Here is a 17,985-nt window from a genome sequence, read left to right on the forward strand (position 1 = left end):
GGGCCTTCGTCGCGTTCATTTGATGAGACGCGCGTTCCACATCACAAGACGCGTCCTACGCTGGACGCATGGGAGAGACGCAGGTCAAGGACGCCTACTCGATCGCCGTGATCGGCGGTGACGGCATCGGTCCCGAGGTCGTCGGCGAGGCGCTCAAGGTGCTCGACGCCGCCACCGGCTCCAGCGGTCCGAAGTTCGCGACGACCGACTACGACCTCGGTGCGCGCCGCTGGCACTCCACCGGCGAGACGCTGCCCGACTCGGTCCTCGAGGAGCTGCGCGGCCACGACGCCATCCTCCTCGGCGCCATCGGCGACCCGACCGTCCCTAGCGGCGTCCTCGAGCGCGGTGTCCTGCTGCCACTGCGCTTCGCCCTCGACCACTACGTCAACCTGCGCCCCGCCAAGCTCTACCCGGGTGTCTCCAGCCCGCTCGACGTCGCCCGCGTCGCGCCCGACGGCATCGACTTCGTCGTCGTCCGCGAGGGCACCGAGGGCCCCTACACCGGCAACGGCGGCGCGCTGCGCGTCGGCACGCCCGCCGAGATAGCGACCGAGGTCAGCGTCAACACCCGCTACGGCGTCGAGCGGGTCGTCCGCGACGCGTTCGCCCGGGCCCAGGCCCGCCCGCGCAAGCACCTGACGCTCGTGCACAAGCACAACGTCCTCACGTACGCCGGGCACCTGTGGCGGCGCACCGTCGAGGAGGTCGGCGCGGAGTTCCCCGACGTGCAGACCGCCTACCAGCACGTCGACGCCGCCACGATCTTCATGGCCACCGACCCGGGCCGCTTCGACGTCATCGTCACCGACAACCTCTTCGGCGACATCCTCACCGACATCGCCGCCGCGATCGCCGGGGGCATCGGCCTCGCGGCGTCGGGCAACATCAACCCGGCCCGCACCACCCCGAGCATGTTCGAGCCGGTGCACGGCTCGGCCCCCGACATCGCGGGGCAGGGCAAGGCGGACCCGACCGCCGCGATCCTGTCGGCCGGCATGCTCCTCGCGCACCTCGGCCTCGACGCCGACGCCGCCCGCATCGAGGCCGCCGTCGCCGAGGACCTCGCGCAGCGCGGCGACACCGTACGCTCCACCACCGCCGTCGGCGACGCCGTGGCGGCCCGCCTCTGACATCCCTGACGAGCCGGGCCGGTGCGACGAGCACGACCGGCCCGGCTTCGTCGTCTCACCATGTGGGCGATAGCCTGCAAGAGATCACTGCTGATTGGCTCCCCTGGAGGTTCGAGATGTCCCAGCTGTCCTTCGAGGTCACGCGCCGCGACGACGTGACGTCGCCCGAGCGCGTCGCGGAGATCCTCCAGAACCCCGGCTTCGGCAAGGTCTTCACCGACCACATGGCCGTCGTCGACTGGAGCGCCGAGGGTGGTTGGGACAACGCCCGCATCCAGCCCTACGGCCCCTTCCAGCTCGACCCGGCCGCCGCCGTCCTGCACTACGCGCAGGAGATCTTCGAGGGCATGAAGGCCTACCGCCACGCGGACGGCTCGATCTGGACGTTCCGCCCGGAGGCCAACGCGGCCCGGTTCGCCCGCTCGGCCCGCCGCCTCGCGCTGCCGGTGCTGCCCGAGGCCGACTTCATCGAGTCGCTGCGCCAGCTCGTCGCGGTCGACCAGGAGTGGGTGCCGGCCGGCGACGCGGGGGAGAAGAGCCTCTACCTGCGCCCCTTCATGTTCGCCTCCGAGGCCTTCCTCGGCGTCCGCCCGGCCCAGCGGGTGACCTACTCGGTCATCGCCTCGCCCGCCGGCTCCTACTTCTCCGGCGGCCTCAAGCCGGTGACGCTGTGGATCTCCACCGACTACGCGCGTGCGGGGGAGGGTGGCACCGGCGCCGCCAAGTGCGGCGGCAACTACGCGAGCTCGCTCGCCGGCCAGCTGGAGGGCATCGAGCACGGCTGCGACCAGGCAGTGTTCCTCGACTCCTCGACGCACACCTACATCGAGGAGCTCGGCGGGATGAACCTGTTCCTCGTCACCAAGGACGGGCGCATCATCACCCCCGAGCTCACCGGCACGATCCTCGAGGGCGTCACCCGCAGCTCGATCCTCGAGATCGCCAAGGAGCTCGACCTGTCGCCCGAGGAGCGCCGCATCCCGATCGAGGAGTGGAAGGAGGGCGCCGCCAGCGGAGAGATCGTCGAGATCTTCGCGTGCGGCACGGCCGCCGTCATCACCCCGGTCGGCGAGCTGCGCTGGGAGGGCGGGTCGGTCGACCACCGCCGCGAGGGCCACGAGGACCGCTACGCCGAGGCCATCCGCAGCAAGCTCCTCGACATCCAGTACGGCCGCACCGAGGACACCCACGGCTGGCTGACGCGTCTCGTCTGACGAGGCTGCGCCCGTGGGCTCCATGACGGGCCGGCCCCGGTCGGGGCCGGACCTCGCGGGCGCCCGGCCGCCGCGTCTCGTCGCGTCCGATCTCGACGGCACGCTGCTGCGCACCGACGGCTCGCTGTCCGGGCGCACGGCCACGGCCTGGGCGGCCGCCACGGACGCCGGCATCGAGACCGTCCTCGTCACGGCGAGGCCGCCGCGCTGGCTGCACGACCTCGAGCACGTCGTCGGCCCGCGGGGTACCGCGATCTGCGGCAACGGGGCGTTCGTCTACGAGGTCGCGACGCGCCGGGTGCTCGAGACGCACTGCTTCGAGGGCGAGGTCGTCGACGACGTCGTGGCCGACCTGCGTCGCGCCGTGCCCTCGGTGTCGTTCGCGGCCGAGCGGGCCACCGGCCCGTTCGTCGCCGACGACTACCCGGACCCGCACCGCGACCGCGGCGCCGACCGGGCGGTGCACGGGTCCTGGCGCGACGTGGCCGCCGAGCCGGTCGGCAAGCTGCTCGCGCTCGCCCCCGACCTGCCGGTCGAGGAGTTCCTCGCCGTCGTCGAGGAGGTCGTCGGCGACCGCGGGCACCTGCACTTCTCCGGGGCCCACGGCCTCGCCGAGATCAACGCTCCCGGTGTCACCAAGGCCGCCGGGCTCGCGCGCTGGGCCGGCCGTCTGGACATCGACGCCGCCGACGTGTGGGCCTTCGGCGACATGCCCAACGACCTGCCGATGCTCGAGTGGGCCGGCGTCGGCTGGGCCGTGGCCAACGGGCACGAGCAGGTGCGGCGCGCGGCCGACCGGGAGTGCCCGGCCAACGACGAGGACGGCGTCGCTCAGGTCCTCGAGGCTGTCCTGGCTCTAAAGGTTTGATCCAGAACCATTGACGGCGTGAGCCGTGCGGGTATTTGATGCCACGCATCACATGACGCGGTGGGCAAAGGTCTGCCGCCTGATGTTTGCGAGGTAGTGCATGAGCGTTCCTCCGTCCCCTCCCGCCGACCCGCCACTCGACCCGCCGGTCCAGCAGGTCCAGCAGGTCCAGCTCCCCGACGAGCACGACGACGAGGGCATGCTCGCGTCGCTCGGCTACAAGCAGGAGCTGCACCGTGGCATGTCGGGGTTCTCGAACTTCGCCGTGTCGTTCTCGATCATCTCGATCCTCGCCGGCTGCATCACGACCTACTACCTCGCCATGGATGCGGGCGGCCCCCTCGCCATCAACACGGGCTGGCTGATCTGCGGAGCCTTCGTGCTCTGCGTCGCGCTCGCGATGGCCGAGATCTGCTCGGTCTACCCGACCGCGGGCGGCCTCTACTGGTGGGCCGGGCGCCTCGCCCGACGCAACAAGCGCGAGTGGGCCTGGTTCGTCGGCTGGTTCAACTTCCTCGGCGAGGTCGCCGTCACCGCGTCGATCGACTACGGGGCCGCCCTGACGTGGTCGGCCGTGTGGACCCTCGCGACCGGCGACGCGCTCGAGCTGCCGCAGGTCTTCGTCATCTTCGCGGTGATCCTGCTGCTGCACGCCCTGCTCAACACCTTCGGCGTCAACCTCGTCAAGCTGCTGTCCTCGGTCAGCGCCTGGTGGCACGTCGTCGGCGTCGCCGTCATCGTCGTGGCCCTCTGGGTCGCGCCCATCCAGCACCAGTCGCTGGGTTGGACGTTCACGCACTACGTCAACAACACCGGCTTCGCGGGCACGGGCGGCCTCTTCGGCCTGCCGATCTACGCCTTCCTCGTCGGTCTGCTCATGGCCCAGTACACGCTGACCGGCTACGACGCGTCGGCGCACGTCGCCGAGGAGACGCGCAATGCCTCGGTGGAGGCGCCCAAGGGCATCGTCCGCAGTGTCTGGGTGTCGATCATCGCCGGCTCGGTGCTCCTCGTGTCGGTGACCGCGGCGATCCAGGACTACGACACCGCGCGCAAGGCGGCCGACGCCAACGGACTGCCGCCCGCGCAGATCTTCCTCGACGCCCTCGGCGAGCGAGGCGGCCTGGCGCTCGTGGTCATCTGCGGCGTCGCGCAGTTCTTCTGCGGGATGGCCTCGGTCACGGCCAACTCGCGCATGTCCTACGCCTTCTCGCGCGACAACGCGCTGCCCGGGTCGCGGCTGTGGGCGAGGATCAACCCCCGAACCGGCACCCCGACCAACTCGATCTGGCTCTGCGCCGGCCTGTCGTTCGTCCTGACGATCCCGGCGCTGTGGAACCAGGTGGCGTTCTTCGCGGTGACCTCCGTCGCCGTCATCGGCCTCTACATCGCCTACGCGACGCCGATCCTCCTGCGACGGCTGGACCCCGAGTTCCGGCAGGGCCGGTGGAACCTCGGCCGGTGGAGTGCGCCGATCGGCTGGATCGCGGTGGTCTGGGTCGGCTTCATCGTCGTGCTCTTCCTGCTGCCCCAGTACGCCCCGGGCACGTTCGGCGACCCGACCTTCAACTTCGCGCCGATCACGGTGCTCGCCGTCGGGCTCTTCGCACTGGGTTCGTGGGTCGTCGCCGGCCGACGCCACTTCATGCGTGACGTCCCGGCGGGCCACGACACCAAGCCCGCCGACGAGCTCCTGCTGGACTGAACGGACCGGCATGAGCGAGCACAGGGGATCCCATGAGGTCGCGCCGACGAGCCTGCCGGACGCGGTGCTGCGGCCCGCGTCCGGCAACGCCTTCGAGCACGCGGTCGAGCAGCTGGCCCGGGCGATCCGCCTCGGCGTCTTCCCCGACGGGGAGCAGCTGCCGCCGGAGCGCGAGCTGGCCGAGCGCCTCGGCATCAGCCGCAACACCCTGCGCGACGCCATCGCGGCGCTGCGGGAGTCGGGCCTCGTCACGACGCGCCGCGGTCGGGGCGGGGGCACCTGGGTCACCTACGACGGCTCGGTCCGTGCGGCGTCCTGGGAGCCGAAGGACGCCCCCGCCCGGAGCGGCGCCGCCCTGCTCGACGCGCTGACCTTCCGGCGCGTCGTCGAGCCGGGCGCCGCGTGGCTGGCGGCCTCGCAGCCGCTGGCCGGCGACCAGCGCGCGTGGCTGGTCGACAGCCTCCGCGACGTCGACGAGGCTCCCGACGCCGCGGCCCACCGGGTCGCCGACTCGCGCCTGCACCTGGCGATCGCGACGCTGTCCGGCTCGCCGATGCTCGTCGACGCCGTGACGCGCGCCCAGGCCGCTCTGCACGACATGCTGACCTCGATCCCCGTCCTGACCCGCAACATCGAGCACTCCAACGCCCAGCACCACGACGTGGTCGCCGCGATCCTCCACGGCGACCCGGAACGCGCCCGCGCCGTCATGGAGGAGCACTGCGACGCCACCTCCGCCCTTCTTCGCGGCCTCATCGGATAGGACAGCCCACATGGCAGCAGCCCCGACGCTCACCCTCGACCAGCTCCGCTCCGACATCGAGGCGGGCGCGGTCGACACCGTCGTCGTCGCCTTCACCGACATGCAGGGCCGGCTCACCGGCAAGCGCCTCCACGGGCACTACTTCCTCGACCACGTGCTCGAGGACGGCACCGAGGGGTGCAACTACCTGCTCGCCGTCGACGTCGACATGAACACCGTCGACGGCTACGCCATCTCCTCGTGGGAGCGCGGCTACGGCGACATGATGTTCGACCTCGACCTGACGACGCTGCGCCGCACGCCGGGGGCGCCGCACTCGGCGACGATCCAGTGCGACCTCAGCTGGCTCGACGGCAGCGGCCCGGTGCGCCAGTCGCCCCGGCAGGTGCTCAAGGCGCAGGTCGACAAGGCGGCCGGGATGGGCTTCCGGGCGTTCTGCGGCACCGAGCTGGAGTTCATCATCTTCGAGGACTCCTTCGACGCGGCCTGGGACCGCGGCTACCGCGGCATGACGCCGGCCAACCGCTACAACGTCGACTACTCGATCCTCGGCGGCGACCGCGTCGAGCCGCTGCTGCGCGAGATCCGCAACGAGATGTACGCGGCCGGCGCCACCGTCGAGGGGGCCAAGGGCGAGTGCAACCTCGGCCAGCACGAGATCGCCTTCCTCTACGACGAGGTCGTGCGCACGTGCGACAACCACGTCATCTACCGCAACGCGGCCAAGGAGATCGCGGCCCGGCGCGGCCAGTCGCTGACCTTCATGGCCAAGTACGACGAGCGTGAAGGCAGCTCGTGCCACGTGCACCTGTCGCTGCGGGGCACGGACGGCGAGATCGTCTTCGCCGACAAGGATCGTGCGCACGGGCAGAGCGCGGTGTTCGACCACTTCATCGCCGGGGTCCTGGCGACGATGCGCGACTTCACCTACTTCTACGCCCCGAACATCAACTCCTACAAGCGGTTCCAGCCCGGCAGCTTCGCCCCGACCGCGGTCGCGTGGGGCCACGACAACCGCACCTGCTCGCTGCGCGTCGTCGGCCACGGGGCCGGGATGCGCGTCGAGAACCGCCTGCCGGGCGGCGACATGAACCCCTACCTCGGGGTCGCCGCCATGCTCGCCGGCGGCCTCCACGGCATCGAGCAGGAGCTCGTCCTGGAAGACACCTTCGAGGGCAACGCCTACACCTCCGACAAGCCGCGCGTGCCCTCGTCGCTGCAGGAGGCGCGCGACCTGCTCGAACGCTCGGAGCTCGCCCGCACGGTGTTCGGCGACGACGTCGTCGCGCACTACGTCAACGCGGCCGACGTCGAGATCACCGCCTTCAACGCCGCGGTCACCGACTGGGAGCGCCGCCGCGGCTTCGAGCGCCTCTGACCCATCCACCCGACCGCGAGGACGAGAACGCATGACCCAGACGCACGACGTCATCAACCCCGCCACCGAGCAGGTGGTGCGCTCCGTCGAGCTCGCCTCCCTCGAGGACGCCGACGCCGCGATCGCGCGCGCCGCCGCGGCCTTCCCGGCCTGGCGCGACGTGGCGCCCGGCGACCGGGCGCGGCTGTTGCGCCGCTTCTCCGACCTCGTCGGCGAGCACCAGGAGGAGCTGGCGCGGCTCGAGGTCGAGAACGCCGGCCACACGATCGGCAACGCCCGCTGGGAGGCCGGCAACGTCCGTGACGTCCTCGCCTACTATGCCGGCGCACCGGAGCGGAACCTCGGCCAGCAGATCCCCGTCGCGGGCGGCGTGGACGTGACCTTCCGCGAGCCTCTCGGGGTCGTCGGGATCATCGTGCCGTGGAACTTCCCGATGCCGATCGCCGGCTGGGGGTTCGCGCCGGCGCTCGCGGCCGGCAACACCGTCGTGCTCAAGCCCGCCGAGCTGACGCCGCTCACGGCGATGCGCCTCGGCGAGCTCGCCCTCGAGGCAGGCCTGCCCGAGGGCGTCTTCACCGTCGTGCCGGGGAAGGGCTCGGTCGTGGGGGAGCGGTTCGTCACCCACCCCGAGGTACGCAAGGTCTGCTTCACCGGCTCCACGGAGGTGGGCCAGCGGATCATGCGTGGCGCGGCCGACCAGCTCAAGCGGGTCACCCTCGAGCTCGGCGGCAAGAGCGCGAACGTCGTGTTCGACGACGCCGACCTCGAGCTCGCCGCGGCTCGTGCGCCCTACGGCGTCTTCGACAATGCTGGCCAGGACTGCTGCGCCCGCAGCCGGATCCTCGTGCAGCGCAGCGTCTTCGACCGTTTCATGGAGCACTTCGAGACGGCCGTGCGCGCGGTGGTCGTCACCGACCCGAGCGTCGACGCCTCGGAGATGGGTCCGCTCATCAGTGCCGACCAGCACGCCCGCGTCCGCTCGTACGTCGAAGACGCGTCCGAGGGCGTCGAGGTGGCCTTCCGCGGCGAGGCCCCGGGCGGGGCCGGGTACTGGTACGCGCCCACGGTCGTGCTGCCCCGGACCACCGGCGACCGTGTCTGGCAGGAGGAGGTGTTCGGCCCGGTCGTGGCGGTCATGCCCTTCGACGACGAGGCCGATGCGGTGGCCAAGGCCAACGACACCGCCTACGGCCTCTCCGGGTCGATCTGGACGCGCGACGTCGGACGCGCCCTGCGGGTGGCGCGCGGCGTCGAGGCGGGCAACCTCTCGGTGAACTCCCACAGCAGCGTGCGTTACTGGACGCCGTTCGGCGGGTTCAAGCAGAGCGGCATCGGCCGCGAGCTCGGCCCCGACGCGCTCGAGCCCTTCACCGAGGTCAAGAACGTCTTCATCTCGACCGACTGACGACACGACCCTACGCACGACTGAACTCACGACGAGAACCACCGGACGGCAAGGAAAGAGGACTCATGGCAGGCAGGCTCGACGGCAAGGTCGCGGTCATCACGGGCGGGTGCTCCGGCATCGGCCTGGCCACGGTGCGACGGTTCGCCGAGGAGGGTGCGAAGGTCGTGATCGGCGACCTCGACGAGGTCAACGGGCCGCGCGTCGCGCAGGAGGTGGGCGGCACGTTCGTGCGCACCGACGTCGTGAGCAAGGAGGACGTCGACACGCTCTTCCGCACGGCGAAGGACACGTACGGATCCGTCGACATCGCCTTCAACAACGCCGGCATCTCCCCGCCCGAGGACGACTCCATCCTCGACACCGACCTCGATGCCTGGCGCAGGGTGCAGGAGGTCAACCTCACCTCGGTCTACCTGTGCTGCAAGGCCGCTCTGCCCTACATGCTCGAGCAGAAGAAGGGCTCGATCATCAACACGGCCTCGTTCGTGGCGGTCATGGGTGCTGCGACGAGCCAGATCTCGTACAGCGCGAGCAAGGGGGGCGTGCTGTCGATGAGCCGCGAGCTCGGTGTGCAGTTCGCCCGAGAGGGCGTGCGCGTCAACGCCCTGTGCCCCGGGCCGGTCAACACGCCGCTGCTGCAGGAGCTGTTCGCCACGGACGAGGAGCGGGCTGCGCGGCGGCTCGTCCACGTGCCGATGGGCCGGTTCGGCGAGCCGGAGGAGATGGCCAACGCCGTGCTCTTCCTCGCCTCCGACGAGTCCAGCTTCATCACGGCCTCGACATTCCTCGTCGACGGCGGCATCTCCGGCGCGTACGTCACCCCGCTCTGACCTCAGGTGCAGTGGCAGCAAGGAGGAGTCTTGTCCGACAGTCCGGTCCGCCCGATCATCGGCATCACCGCCTACGTCGAGCCGGCGACGCGCGGGGACTGGGCCGATGTGCCCTCGGCGCTCGTGCCGCACAGCTACGTGCGGAAGGTCGAGGAGGCCGGCGGGATCGCCCTCCTCGTCCCGCCTCGCCTGGACGGCTCTGACGAGCTCGTGCGCGAGGTCCTCGGGCGGCTCGACGGTCTCGTCATCGCGGGTGGCGCCGACGTCGCGCCCGAGCTGTACGACGCGGAACGCCACCCGACCGTGCAGGCCTCGCGCCCCGACCGCGACGCCACCGAGGTGGCCCTGGCGCGCGCCACGGGCGAGCTCGACGTGCCGCTCCTCGGCATCTGCCGCGGCATGCAGGTCATGGCGGTGGCCGCGGGCGGGCGGCTCGAGCAGCACACGCCCGAGCGCGTCGGCCACGACGACCACTCGCCGGGCCCCGCGACGTACGGACGCCACCCGGTGCACACCGTGGCCGGCACCCGCGTCGCGGACGTGCTCGGGGCGTCGGTCGACGTGCCGAGCTACCACCACCAGTCGGTCCTCAGCCACCCGGGCTACGTCGCGTCGGCCTGGGCCGACGACGGCACCCTCGAGGCGATGGAGGACCCGTCGGGCTCCTTCCGCCTCGCGGTCCAGTGGCACCCCGAGGAGGGCGAGGACCCGCGGCTGTTCGAGGCCTTCGTGGCTGCGGCCCGGGTCCGCGCCGAGAGCAGGTCGGCGCGTGGCTGAGCGCGCGCCCTTCGTCTCCGCGACGGCCGGGGGCGACGCTCCCTCGCTCCCGGTCGTCGCGGTGTCCGCCCACGAGGAGCACGTCGTGCGCCCGGGGGAGCGCGAGCCGTCCTCGGTGCGGCTCGCGGGCAGCCGCTACGTCGACGCGCTCGGACGCGTCGGCGCCGTGGCACTGCTGGTCCCTGCCCGGGAGGACCTCGACGCGGCCACGGCCCGACGCGTGGTGGCGTCGGTCGACGCCCTCGTGCTCACCGGCGGTGGCGACGTCGCCGGCCGCTGGTTCGGCGAGCCCGACCACCCCGACATCGGCCCGGTCGACGAGGCCCGCGACGTCACCGAGCTCGCCCTGGCCCGGGCGGCGCTCGAGGCCGGGCTGCCGGTCCTCGGCGTCTGCCGCGGCATGCAGGTGCTCGCCGTGGCGGCCGGCGGCACGGTCGAGCAGCACCTGCCGGACCGGCTCGGCCACGACGACCACCGCGGTGGCGCGTCGCCCGACGGCCTGCACCGGCACGACGTCGCCACGGTCCACGGCACGCGCGCCCACGCGCTCCTCGGTGCCTCCTTCGCTGCGCGGTGCCACCACCACCAGGGCGTCGGCGAGCTCGGCCCGTTCGTGGCGTCGGCGTGGTCGACCGACGGCGTCTGCGAGCTCATCGAGCTTGCCGGCGAGAGGAGCGCCTTCGCCGTCGGCGTCCAGTCGCACCCGGAGACCGTGCCCGACGACCGGCTCTTCGCCGCCCTCGTGGCGGCGGCCCGATCGCGAGACGCCGGTCCCAGCATCCGGACCGGGTGTTTCGGGGACGTTTCGGCGGCCCTACATTGACGAGCGTGAAGCCGCACCTCGTGCAGACCAGCACGCTCATTATCGACTAGCGCGACGAGAGACCCTCGTCGCGCAGACCTCCCGCACCCCGGGGGGTCTTTTTGTTTCCCGAACCACCGTGACGGAGACGCGGCCCACGCCACACCCGGCGCAGGCGGCACCCGGCCCACCGGCCCGATGAGAGCAGCGAGGACGACCCACGCGGAGCCATCCCCGAGATCGAGGACAATGAAGGTCATGGAAGCGCTGCACGTCTACGACACCACCCTGCGCGACGGCGCCCAGCAGGAGGGTCTCAACCTGTCGGTGTCGGACAAGCTGGCCATCGCCGCCCTGCTCGACGACCTCGGGGTCGACTTCATCGAGGGCGGCTGGCCGGGTGCCAACCCGAAGGACACCGAGTTCTTCGAGCGCGCCAAGGGCGAGCTGCACCTGCGCCACGCGACGCTCGCCGCCTTCGGGGCCACCCGACGGGCGGGGGGCGCCGCGGCGCAGGACCCCCTCGTGCAGGCCCTCGTCGACTCGGGCGCGTCGGTCGTGTGCCTCGTCGCCAAGTCGCACACCGGCCACGTCGAGCGCGCCCTGAGGACGACGCTCGAGGAGAACCTCGCGATGGTCCGCGACACCGTGTCGCACCTGGTGGGCCAGGGCCGGCGCGTCTTCGTCGACTGCGAGCACTTCTTCGACGGCTGGCACCTCGACCACGACTACGCGCTGTCCGTCGTGCGCACCGCACACGAGGCCGGCGCCGAGGTCGTCGTGCTCTGCGACACCAACGGCGGCATGCTGCCGCACCAGGTGGAGGAGGTCGTCGCCGACGTCATCGCCTCGACGGGCGCGCGCATCGGGGCCCACTGCCACAACGACACCGGCTGTGCCGCGGCCAACTCCGTCGCCGCGGTGCGCGCCGGGGCGACCCACGTGCAGGGCACCGTCAACGGCTACGGCGAGCGCACCGGCAACGCCGACCTCGTCACCGTCGCCGCCAACCTCCAGTTCAAGCTGGGCCTGCCCGCCATGGCGCCGGAGTCGTTCCGCCGCGCCATGCACATCGCCCACGCGATCAGCGAGGTGACGAACGTGCCGGCGTACAGCCGTCAGCCCTACGTCGGCGCGAGCGCCTTCGCGCACAAGGCGGGCCTGCACGCCAGTGCCCTCAAGGTCGACCCCGACCTCTACCAGCACATGGAGCCCGAGCTCGTCGGCAACGGGATGCGGACGCTCGTGTCCGACATGGCCGGCCGGGCGAGCATCGAGCTCAAGGCGCGCGAGGCCGGCCTCGACCTCTCCGACCGGCCCGACGTCGTCGCGAGCGTCCTCGCCGAGGTCAAGGACCTCGAGCTGCGCGGTTGGACCTTCGACGCCGCCGACGCCACCGTCGAGCTGATGATCCGCGAGGCCCTCCAGCCGGGCTGCACCCACTACTTCGAGGTGGAGTCGTGGCGCGTCATCACCGACTCCTCGGGCACCGGCGACGCGTCCTCCGAGGCGACGGTCAAGCTGCGCGCCGACGGTTCGCGCCTCATCGCCACCGGCGAGGGCAACGGCCCGGTCAACGCGCTCGACCACGCGCTGCGTGACGCGCTCTCGCGCGCCTACCCCGAGATCGAGAAGCTCGAGCTCATCGACTTCAAGGTCCGCATCCTCGACGCCTCGCACGGCACCGACGCGGTGACGCGCGTGCTCATCGAGACCTCCGACGGCGAGACGTCGTGGGACACCATCGGCGTCGCGGGCTCGATCCTCGCCGCGTCGTGGCGGGCCCTGACCGACGGCATCGTCCGCGGACTCATCCGGCAGGGCGTCCCGCGCCGCTGACGCGTCGGTCGTCCGAGTCGGTCGTCCGCGTCACCTCTCCGCGTCAGTCGTCCGGGCCGAGGCGAGCCACGAGCCCGGGCAACCACCCTGGGGCGGCCGGCAGGAAGGCGTCGGCGCCCGAGGCGGGTGCGCCCGCGGGGACGATACCGAGCAGCCCCTCCGGCAGGCCCGCGAAGACGTCGAGGTTCGTCGTCTCGATCGGACCCGGCTCGTCCGGCCACGCGCCGACGACGATGCCGAGCTGACGGATCTGCCTGTGTGCGAGGGCTTCCCGGGTCAGCATCGTGTGGTTGAGGGTGCCCAGAGCAGCCCGCACGACGAGCACGACCCCGGCGTCGGGCAGGGCCCGGGTGAGGTCGGCGAGCGTCTCCGCGGCCTCGGTCAGCTCGACGAGCAGGCCGCCGGCACCCTCGACGAGCACGTGCTCGTGGTCGTCGGCGAGGCGTCGGACGGCATCGACGTGGTCGGCGAGCGTCGGCAGCGTCGCGGCCTCGAGCGCGGCCGCCGGCCGGGGCGCCATCGGTGCGCGCAGGCGGACGCCCTCGCTGCCGGACACCCCGGACAGGCGGGCCACCTCGGCGACGTCGCCCGGCTCGCCGGGGCCTACGCCTGTCTGCGTCGGCTTGTAGACGGCGACGCGTCGGCCGGCGCCGGCGAGCACGGCTGCGACCGCCGCGGTCGCGACGGTCTTGCCGACGTCGGTGTCGGTGCCCGTGACGACGAGGACCCGGGGCAGCATCATGACGCCTCGCCCGGCCCGGCGAGCGCCGGACGCGTGTCGTCGCCCGCGCTGGGAACGGCGCGGACGGCGTCGGGGGCCGCGTCGCCGGGTGCCGCGTGCGCGGCCGCGACGACGGCTATGAGGTCGGCCGCCTCAGCGAGGGTGTCGGCGGGCAGGTCTGCGCGGGCCGTGATGCGCAGCCGGGAGACGCCGTCCGGCACGCTCGGCGGTCGGAAGCAGCCGACGAGGATGCCCTGGGTCCGCAGGTCGAGGGCGGCGGCCACGGCGGCGTCGGGGGAGGGCATCGGCAGCGACTGCACGGCGCCGGCGGCCGGCTCGATGCCGCACCGGGCGGCGATGACGCGCGCGTTCTCCCGCACGCGGGCGGACAGGCCGGGGTCTGCCTCGATGATCCCGACCGCCGCCAGGGCGGCACCGGCGGCGGCCGGCGCGAGACCCGTGTCGAAGATGAACGGTCGCGCGGTGTTGACGAGGTGCTCGCGCAAGGCGACCGGGCCGAGGACCGCGCCGCCCTGCGAGCCGAGCGCCTTGGACAGGGTGACCGTGACGACGAGGTGCTGGGCGTCGGCCAGGCCCAGCGCCGCGACGAGCCCACGACCCCCGCCCGTGACGCCGACGCCGTGGGCCTCGTCGACGACGAGGAGCGCGTCGTGGTGTCGGCAGACGGCGTGCAGCTCGCGCAGCGGGGCGGCGTCACCGAGCACCGAGTACACCGACTCGACGGCGACGACGACCCGCTGCCCCGCACGCTCGCGCAGCCGGGCGTCGAGGTCGGCGGGGTCACTGTGCGCGAAGGTCGCGTACGGCACCCGCGCCATCCGGGCGGCGTCGTGCAGCGACGCGTGGGCGTGGGCGTCGAGGAGGATCTCGGCCCCGCGTCCGGACAGCGCCGTCAGCACGCCGAGGTTCGCGGCGTAGCCGGTGGAGAAGGCGAGGGCGCTGCGCTGGCCGGTGAGCCGGCACAGAGCGGCCTCGAGCTCACGGTGCACGGGCAGGGTCCCGGTCACGAGACGGCTGGCCGTCGCCGAGGTGCCGTACCGGTCGAGGGCCTCGTGGGCGGCGGCGACGACCCGGTCGTCCTGCGACAGGCCCAGGTAGTCGTTGGAGGCGAGGTCGAGCAGCTCGTGCGCGCCGGGGTGCCGGCCGCCGAGCCGCAGCACCGGGTCGAAACGAACCGTGCCACGGTCCTCGCGCAGCTGCGCCCGCTCGCGCAGCCACGCGTCCCAGGCGCTCACCCGTGCACCTGCGCGACAGCCCCGACGACGGCGCGGGTGATGGAGTCGACGTCGGCGTCGGTGCTGACGTAGGGCGGCATCGTGTACACGAGGTCGCGGAAGGGACGCACCCAGACGCCGCGTTCGAGGGCCGCGCGGGTGACGGCCGGCACGTCGACCGGCCGGTCGAGCTGGACGACGCCCACCGCGCCCAGGGTGCGCACGTCGCGGACCGCGGCGAGATCGCGCGCCGGCGCGAGGCCGTCGGCCAGGCGGCGCTCGATGCGCGGCACGTCGTGTCGCCACGAGGCCTCGACGAGGTCGAGCGACGCGGCGGCCACGGCGCAGGCGAGGGGGTTGGCCATGAAGGTCGGGCCGTGCAGCAGGGCCCGGAACTGCGAGCGCGTGACGGTCGAGCCGACAGCCTCGGTCATGAGGACCGCTGCGAGAGTGAGGTACCCGCCGGTGAGTGCCTTGCCCACGCAGATGACGTCGGGGGCGATGCCGGCCCACTCCGAGGCGAAGAGCCGACCGGTGCGGCCGAAGCCCGTGGCGATCTCGTCGGCGACGAGCAGCAGCCCGTGCTCGTCCGCGACCTCCCGCATGACCCGGAGGCAGCGGGGGTCGTAGACGTGCATCCCGCCGGCGCCCTGCAGGACCGGTTCGACCACGACGGCGGCGAGCTCGTCGGCGTGCTCCTTCGCCAGGGCTCGGAACCGGGCCTCCCAGGCGTCCTGCTCCGCGGCGTCGGACTCCCACGTGCCGGTGGCGGCGTCGCGACAGGCCGCCGGTGGCCGGGGGGCGAAGACGTGCCGGGCGAGGACGCCCGGAAAGGCAGAATGCATGCCGTCGACGGGGTCGCAGACGCTCATCGCCGCGAAGGTGTCGCCGTGGTACCCGCCACGGACGGTGAGGAACCGCTGGCGGCCCGGCCGGCCGGAGGCGGCCTGGTACTGCAGGGCGAGCTTGAGGGCCACCTCGACCGACACCGAGCCGGAGTCGGCGAAGAAGACGTGCGCCATGGGCCCGGGCGCGAGGGCGGAGAGCCGCTCGGCCAGCGTCACGGCCGGCTCGTGGGTCAGGCCGCCGAACATGACGTGGCTGAACCGGTCCACCTGGGCGTGCGCCGCCGCGTCGAGGTGCGGGTGGCGGTAGCCGTGCACGGCGCACCACCAGGACGCCATCGCGTCGATCGCCTCGAAACGGGAGCCGTCGGGGGCGGTGAGCTCGAGCCGGACGCCGTGCGCGGCGGTGACGGCATACGGGGGAGTGCCGTCGAGCGGCGCGTACGGGTGCCAGACGAGCCCGCGGTCACGCTCGACGACGTCGGTGCCGACGTCGGTGCCGACGTCGGTGCCGACATCGGTACCGACGCCTGTCCCGACGCCCATCAATCCGCGGGCCAGCACGTCGGCCGGCTCAGGCATTGGGGAGTGCCGCCGTGCCGGCGCCGCGTCGACGCTTGGCCGGGTCGTGGGACGCGCCCGCAGGATCGTCGCTCGAGCCGGACTCTGCCGCAACGGGTTCGGCGCCGAGGACGACGAAGCCGTTGTCGCGGATCAGCTCGAGGTCGGCCTCGGCGGCCTGGCCCTCCGACGTGAGGTAGTCGCCGAGGAAGATCGAGTTGGCGACGTGGAGCGCGAGGCCCTGCAGCGACCGCAGGTGCATCTCACGGCCGCCGGCGACGCGCACCTCCCGGTCTGGGCACACGAAGCGGGCGGCGGCGAGGATGCGCACACAGCGCGCCGGCGTCAGCTCCCACGTGCCCTCCAGCGGCGTGCCGTCGAAGGGCATGAGGAAGTTGACGGGGATCGACTCGGACCCGAGGTCGCGCAGCGCGAGCAGCGCCTCGACGAGCTGCTCGTCGGACTCGCCGAGCCCGGCGATGAGCCCCGAGCACGCGGACAGGCCCGCGGCCTGGGCCCGGCCGACGGTCTCGACCCGGTCGGCGTAGGTGTGGCTCGTGACGATGGAGTCGTGGTGCGACTCGGCCGTGTTGATGTTGTGGTTGTAGGCGTCGACGCCGGCCGCGCGCAGGCGCTCGGCCTGGCCGTCCTTGAGCAGGCCGAGGCAGGCGCACACCTCGACGTCGGGGTGCTCGGCCTTGAGCGCACCGACCATGCCTGCGACGCGGTCGACGTCGCGGTCCGTCGGGCCGCGCCCGCTGCTCACCATGCAGACTCGGCTGGCGCCGCCGCGGAGGCCGGCCCGGGCCTGCTCGATCGCCTCGTCGTTCTTGAGCCACGTGTAGCGCAGGATGTCGGCCGTCGAGCCGAGGCGCTGCGAGCAGTAGTGGCAGTCCTCCGGGCACAGGCCCGACTTGAGGTTGACGAGGTAGTTGACCTTGACGGTGTCGCCGAAGTGCTTGCGGCGCAGGCGAGCCGCCGCGGCGACGACGTCGAGCAGCTCGTCGTCGGTCGACCGGAGCACGTCGAGCGCGTCCTCGGTGGTGGCCGGGGTGCCGGCCAGGACGGCGTCGGCGAGGTCGTCGAAACGGCGGGTCATGCGGGCTCCTTGCGCTCGGCACTGAACGGTGTTCAACTTGAACGGCGTTCAGTATGCCGAGTGGCTAGGCTCGGGTGTCAACGCGGTCCGCACCGGTCGGGGTGCGAGGCCGGTCACGCGCCGCCGGACGGCGGCATCGGGCGTACAGGGGAGGCGGGCATGGCCCTGAGCAGGGAGCAGGTCGTGACGACGGCCGTCGACATCCTGCGCCGCTACGGCCTGGCTGACCTCACGATGCGCCGCCTCGCCCGCGAGCTCGACGTGCAGCCGGGGGCGCTCTACTGGCACGTCGCGAACAAGCAGGAGCTGCTCGTCGAGGTCGCCGGCCGGCTGCTCGCCGCCATCCCCGAACCCGACCCGGAGCGTCCGGCCGAGGAGGCGCTCGCCGCGCACGCCCACGCCCTGCGCGAGGCCGTACGGCACGTCCCCGACGGCGCCGACGTCGTGGCCCTCGCGCACGCCGTCGACCCGGGCTCGCTGGGTCCGGTCGAGGACCTCGTGGGGCTCGTCGGGCGTGCCGGCGTGCCACCGCGCGAGCGCGAGGCCGTCGCCGAGGTCGTGCTGCACCACGTGCTCGGCTCGGTGACCACGGAGCACAACCAGCGGATCGCCCTCGACCTCGACCCCGACTTCCGGGCGCGCGACGCCGCGGCCGTGGCCAAGGCCTTCGAGGTGGGCCTCGAGGTCGTCCTCGCCGGCCTGCGCCGGGCCTGACGCCGGTCGGCCGGTCGGCCGTCGGCGAGGCGGCCGGAGCCCGGCCACGCGGCCGGGCACCCCACGTGCTGGACGGTCCAGGCCCCGTCCAGC

At 72.8% G+C, this 17,985-nt stretch carries 16 protein-coding genes; 12 read left to right on the forward strand and 4 right to left on the reverse strand.

The features are described 5' to 3' along the window. The first annotated feature begins 68 nt into the window (after nucleotides 1-68). The 11 genes from RY076_RS06900 (at nucleotide 69) to cimA (ending at nucleotide 12,717) form a co-directional block, all read left to right on the forward strand. Complete coding sequence (locus RY076_RS06900) at nucleotides 69-1,133, forward strand: 3-isopropylmalate dehydrogenase (protein ID WP_323096858.1); 1,065 nt, start codon at nucleotides 69-71, stop codon at nucleotides 1,131-1,133. A 116-nt stretch (nucleotides 1,134-1,249) separates the two neighbouring features. After that, nucleotides 1,250-2,347: a branched-chain amino acid aminotransferase gene (locus RY076_RS06905; protein ID WP_323096859.1), complete on the forward strand. Its 1,098-nt coding sequence runs from the start codon at nucleotides 1,250-1,252 to the stop codon at nucleotides 2,345-2,347. Between the two features lie 22 nt (nucleotides 2,348-2,369). After that, nucleotides 2,370-3,215: an HAD-IIB family hydrolase gene (locus RY076_RS06910; RefSeq protein ID WP_323097194.1), complete on the forward strand. Its 846-nt coding sequence runs from the start codon at nucleotides 2,370-2,372 to the stop codon at nucleotides 3,213-3,215. 100 nt (nucleotides 3,216-3,315) lie between these two features. Then, nucleotides 3,316-4,920: an amino acid permease gene (locus RY076_RS06915; RefSeq protein WP_323096860.1), complete on the forward strand. Its 1,605-nt coding sequence runs from the start codon at nucleotides 3,316-3,318 to the stop codon at nucleotides 4,918-4,920. A gap of 10 nt (nucleotides 4,921-4,930) precedes the next feature. After that, nucleotides 4,931-5,683 carry a FadR/GntR family transcriptional regulator gene (locus RY076_RS06920; protein ID WP_323096861.1) on the forward strand — a complete coding sequence of 251 codons (753 nt, stop codon included), beginning with the start codon at nucleotides 4,931-4,933 and terminating at the stop codon, nucleotides 5,681-5,683. A 10-nt stretch (nucleotides 5,684-5,693) separates the two neighbouring features. Continuing rightward, entirely contained in the window at nucleotides 5,694-7,061 is a 1,368-nt protein-coding gene (locus RY076_RS06925; RefSeq protein WP_323096862.1) for a glutamine synthetase family protein, read from the forward strand. A gap of 31 nt (nucleotides 7,062-7,092) precedes the next feature. Continuing rightward, nucleotides 7,093-8,466, forward strand: coding sequence for an aldehyde dehydrogenase family protein (locus RY076_RS06930; protein WP_323096863.1), 1,374 nt, complete (start codon nucleotides 7,093-7,095; stop codon nucleotides 8,464-8,466). A 65-nt stretch (nucleotides 8,467-8,531) separates the two neighbouring features. Continuing rightward, entirely contained in the window at nucleotides 8,532-9,299 is a 768-nt protein-coding gene (locus RY076_RS06935; RefSeq protein WP_323096864.1) for a 3-oxoacyl-ACP reductase, read from the forward strand. Nucleotides 9,300-9,329: 30 nt separating this feature from the next. Next, nucleotides 9,330-10,076, forward strand: a complete 747-nt coding sequence (locus RY076_RS06940) for a gamma-glutamyl-gamma-aminobutyrate hydrolase family protein (protein ID WP_323096865.1) — start codon at nucleotides 9,330-9,332, stop codon at nucleotides 10,074-10,076. Next, nucleotides 10,069-10,899 (forward strand): gamma-glutamyl-gamma-aminobutyrate hydrolase family protein, encoded by an 831-nt coding sequence (locus RY076_RS06945; protein WP_323096866.1) that lies wholly within the window; start codon nucleotides 10,069-10,071, stop codon nucleotides 10,897-10,899. Before RY076_RS06940 ends, RY076_RS06945 begins: the two co-directional genes overlap by 8 nt. A 237-nt stretch (nucleotides 10,900-11,136) precedes the next feature. Next, nucleotides 11,137-12,717 carry a citramalate synthase gene (gene cimA, locus RY076_RS06950; RefSeq protein WP_323096867.1) on the forward strand — a complete coding sequence of 527 codons (1,581 nt, stop codon included), beginning with the start codon at nucleotides 11,137-11,139 and terminating at the stop codon, nucleotides 12,715-12,717. 43 nt (nucleotides 12,718-12,760) lie between these two features. On the opposite strand, the gene bioD is transcribed toward cimA, so the two are convergent. From bioD to bioB, 4 genes are read right to left on the reverse strand one after another with little or no spacing between them, the layout of a single operon-like run. Next, nucleotides 12,761-13,459 carry a dethiobiotin synthase gene (gene bioD, locus RY076_RS06955; protein ID WP_323096869.1) on the reverse strand — a complete coding sequence of 233 codons (699 nt, stop codon included), beginning with the start codon at nucleotides 13,457-13,459 and terminating at the stop codon, nucleotides 12,761-12,763. Next, on the reverse strand, nucleotides 13,456-14,694 hold the full coding sequence (locus RY076_RS06960; protein ID WP_323096870.1) for an 8-amino-7-oxononanoate synthase: 1,239 nt from the start codon (nucleotides 14,692-14,694) through the stop codon (nucleotides 13,456-13,458). The genes bioD and RY076_RS06960 overlap by 4 nt, the downstream gene beginning before the upstream one ends. Continuing rightward, nucleotides 14,691-16,064: an adenosylmethionine--8-amino-7-oxononanoate transaminase gene (locus RY076_RS06965; protein WP_323097195.1), complete on the reverse strand. Its 1,374-nt coding sequence runs from the start codon at nucleotides 16,062-16,064 to the stop codon at nucleotides 14,691-14,693. Before RY076_RS06965 ends, RY076_RS06960 begins: the two co-directional genes overlap by 4 nt. A 28-nt stretch (nucleotides 16,065-16,092) precedes the next feature. Next, nucleotides 16,093-17,178, reverse strand: coding sequence for a biotin synthase BioB (gene bioB / locus RY076_RS06970; RefSeq protein ID WP_323096871.1), 1,086 nt, complete (start codon nucleotides 17,176-17,178; stop codon nucleotides 16,093-16,095). A gap of 159 nt (nucleotides 17,179-17,337) precedes the next feature. Between bioB and RY076_RS06975 the strand changes: the two genes are divergently transcribed. Continuing rightward, nucleotides 17,338-17,892: a TetR/AcrR family transcriptional regulator C-terminal domain-containing protein gene (locus RY076_RS06975; protein ID WP_323096872.1), complete on the forward strand. Its 555-nt coding sequence runs from the start codon at nucleotides 17,338-17,340 to the stop codon at nucleotides 17,890-17,892. The last annotated feature ends 93 nt before the right edge of the window (nucleotides 17,893-17,985 follow it).

Source organism: Intrasporangium zincisolvens (assembly GCF_034724055.1).
Lineage (GTDB): Bacteria > Actinomycetota > Actinomycetes > Actinomycetales > Dermatophilaceae > Monashia > Monashia zincisolvens.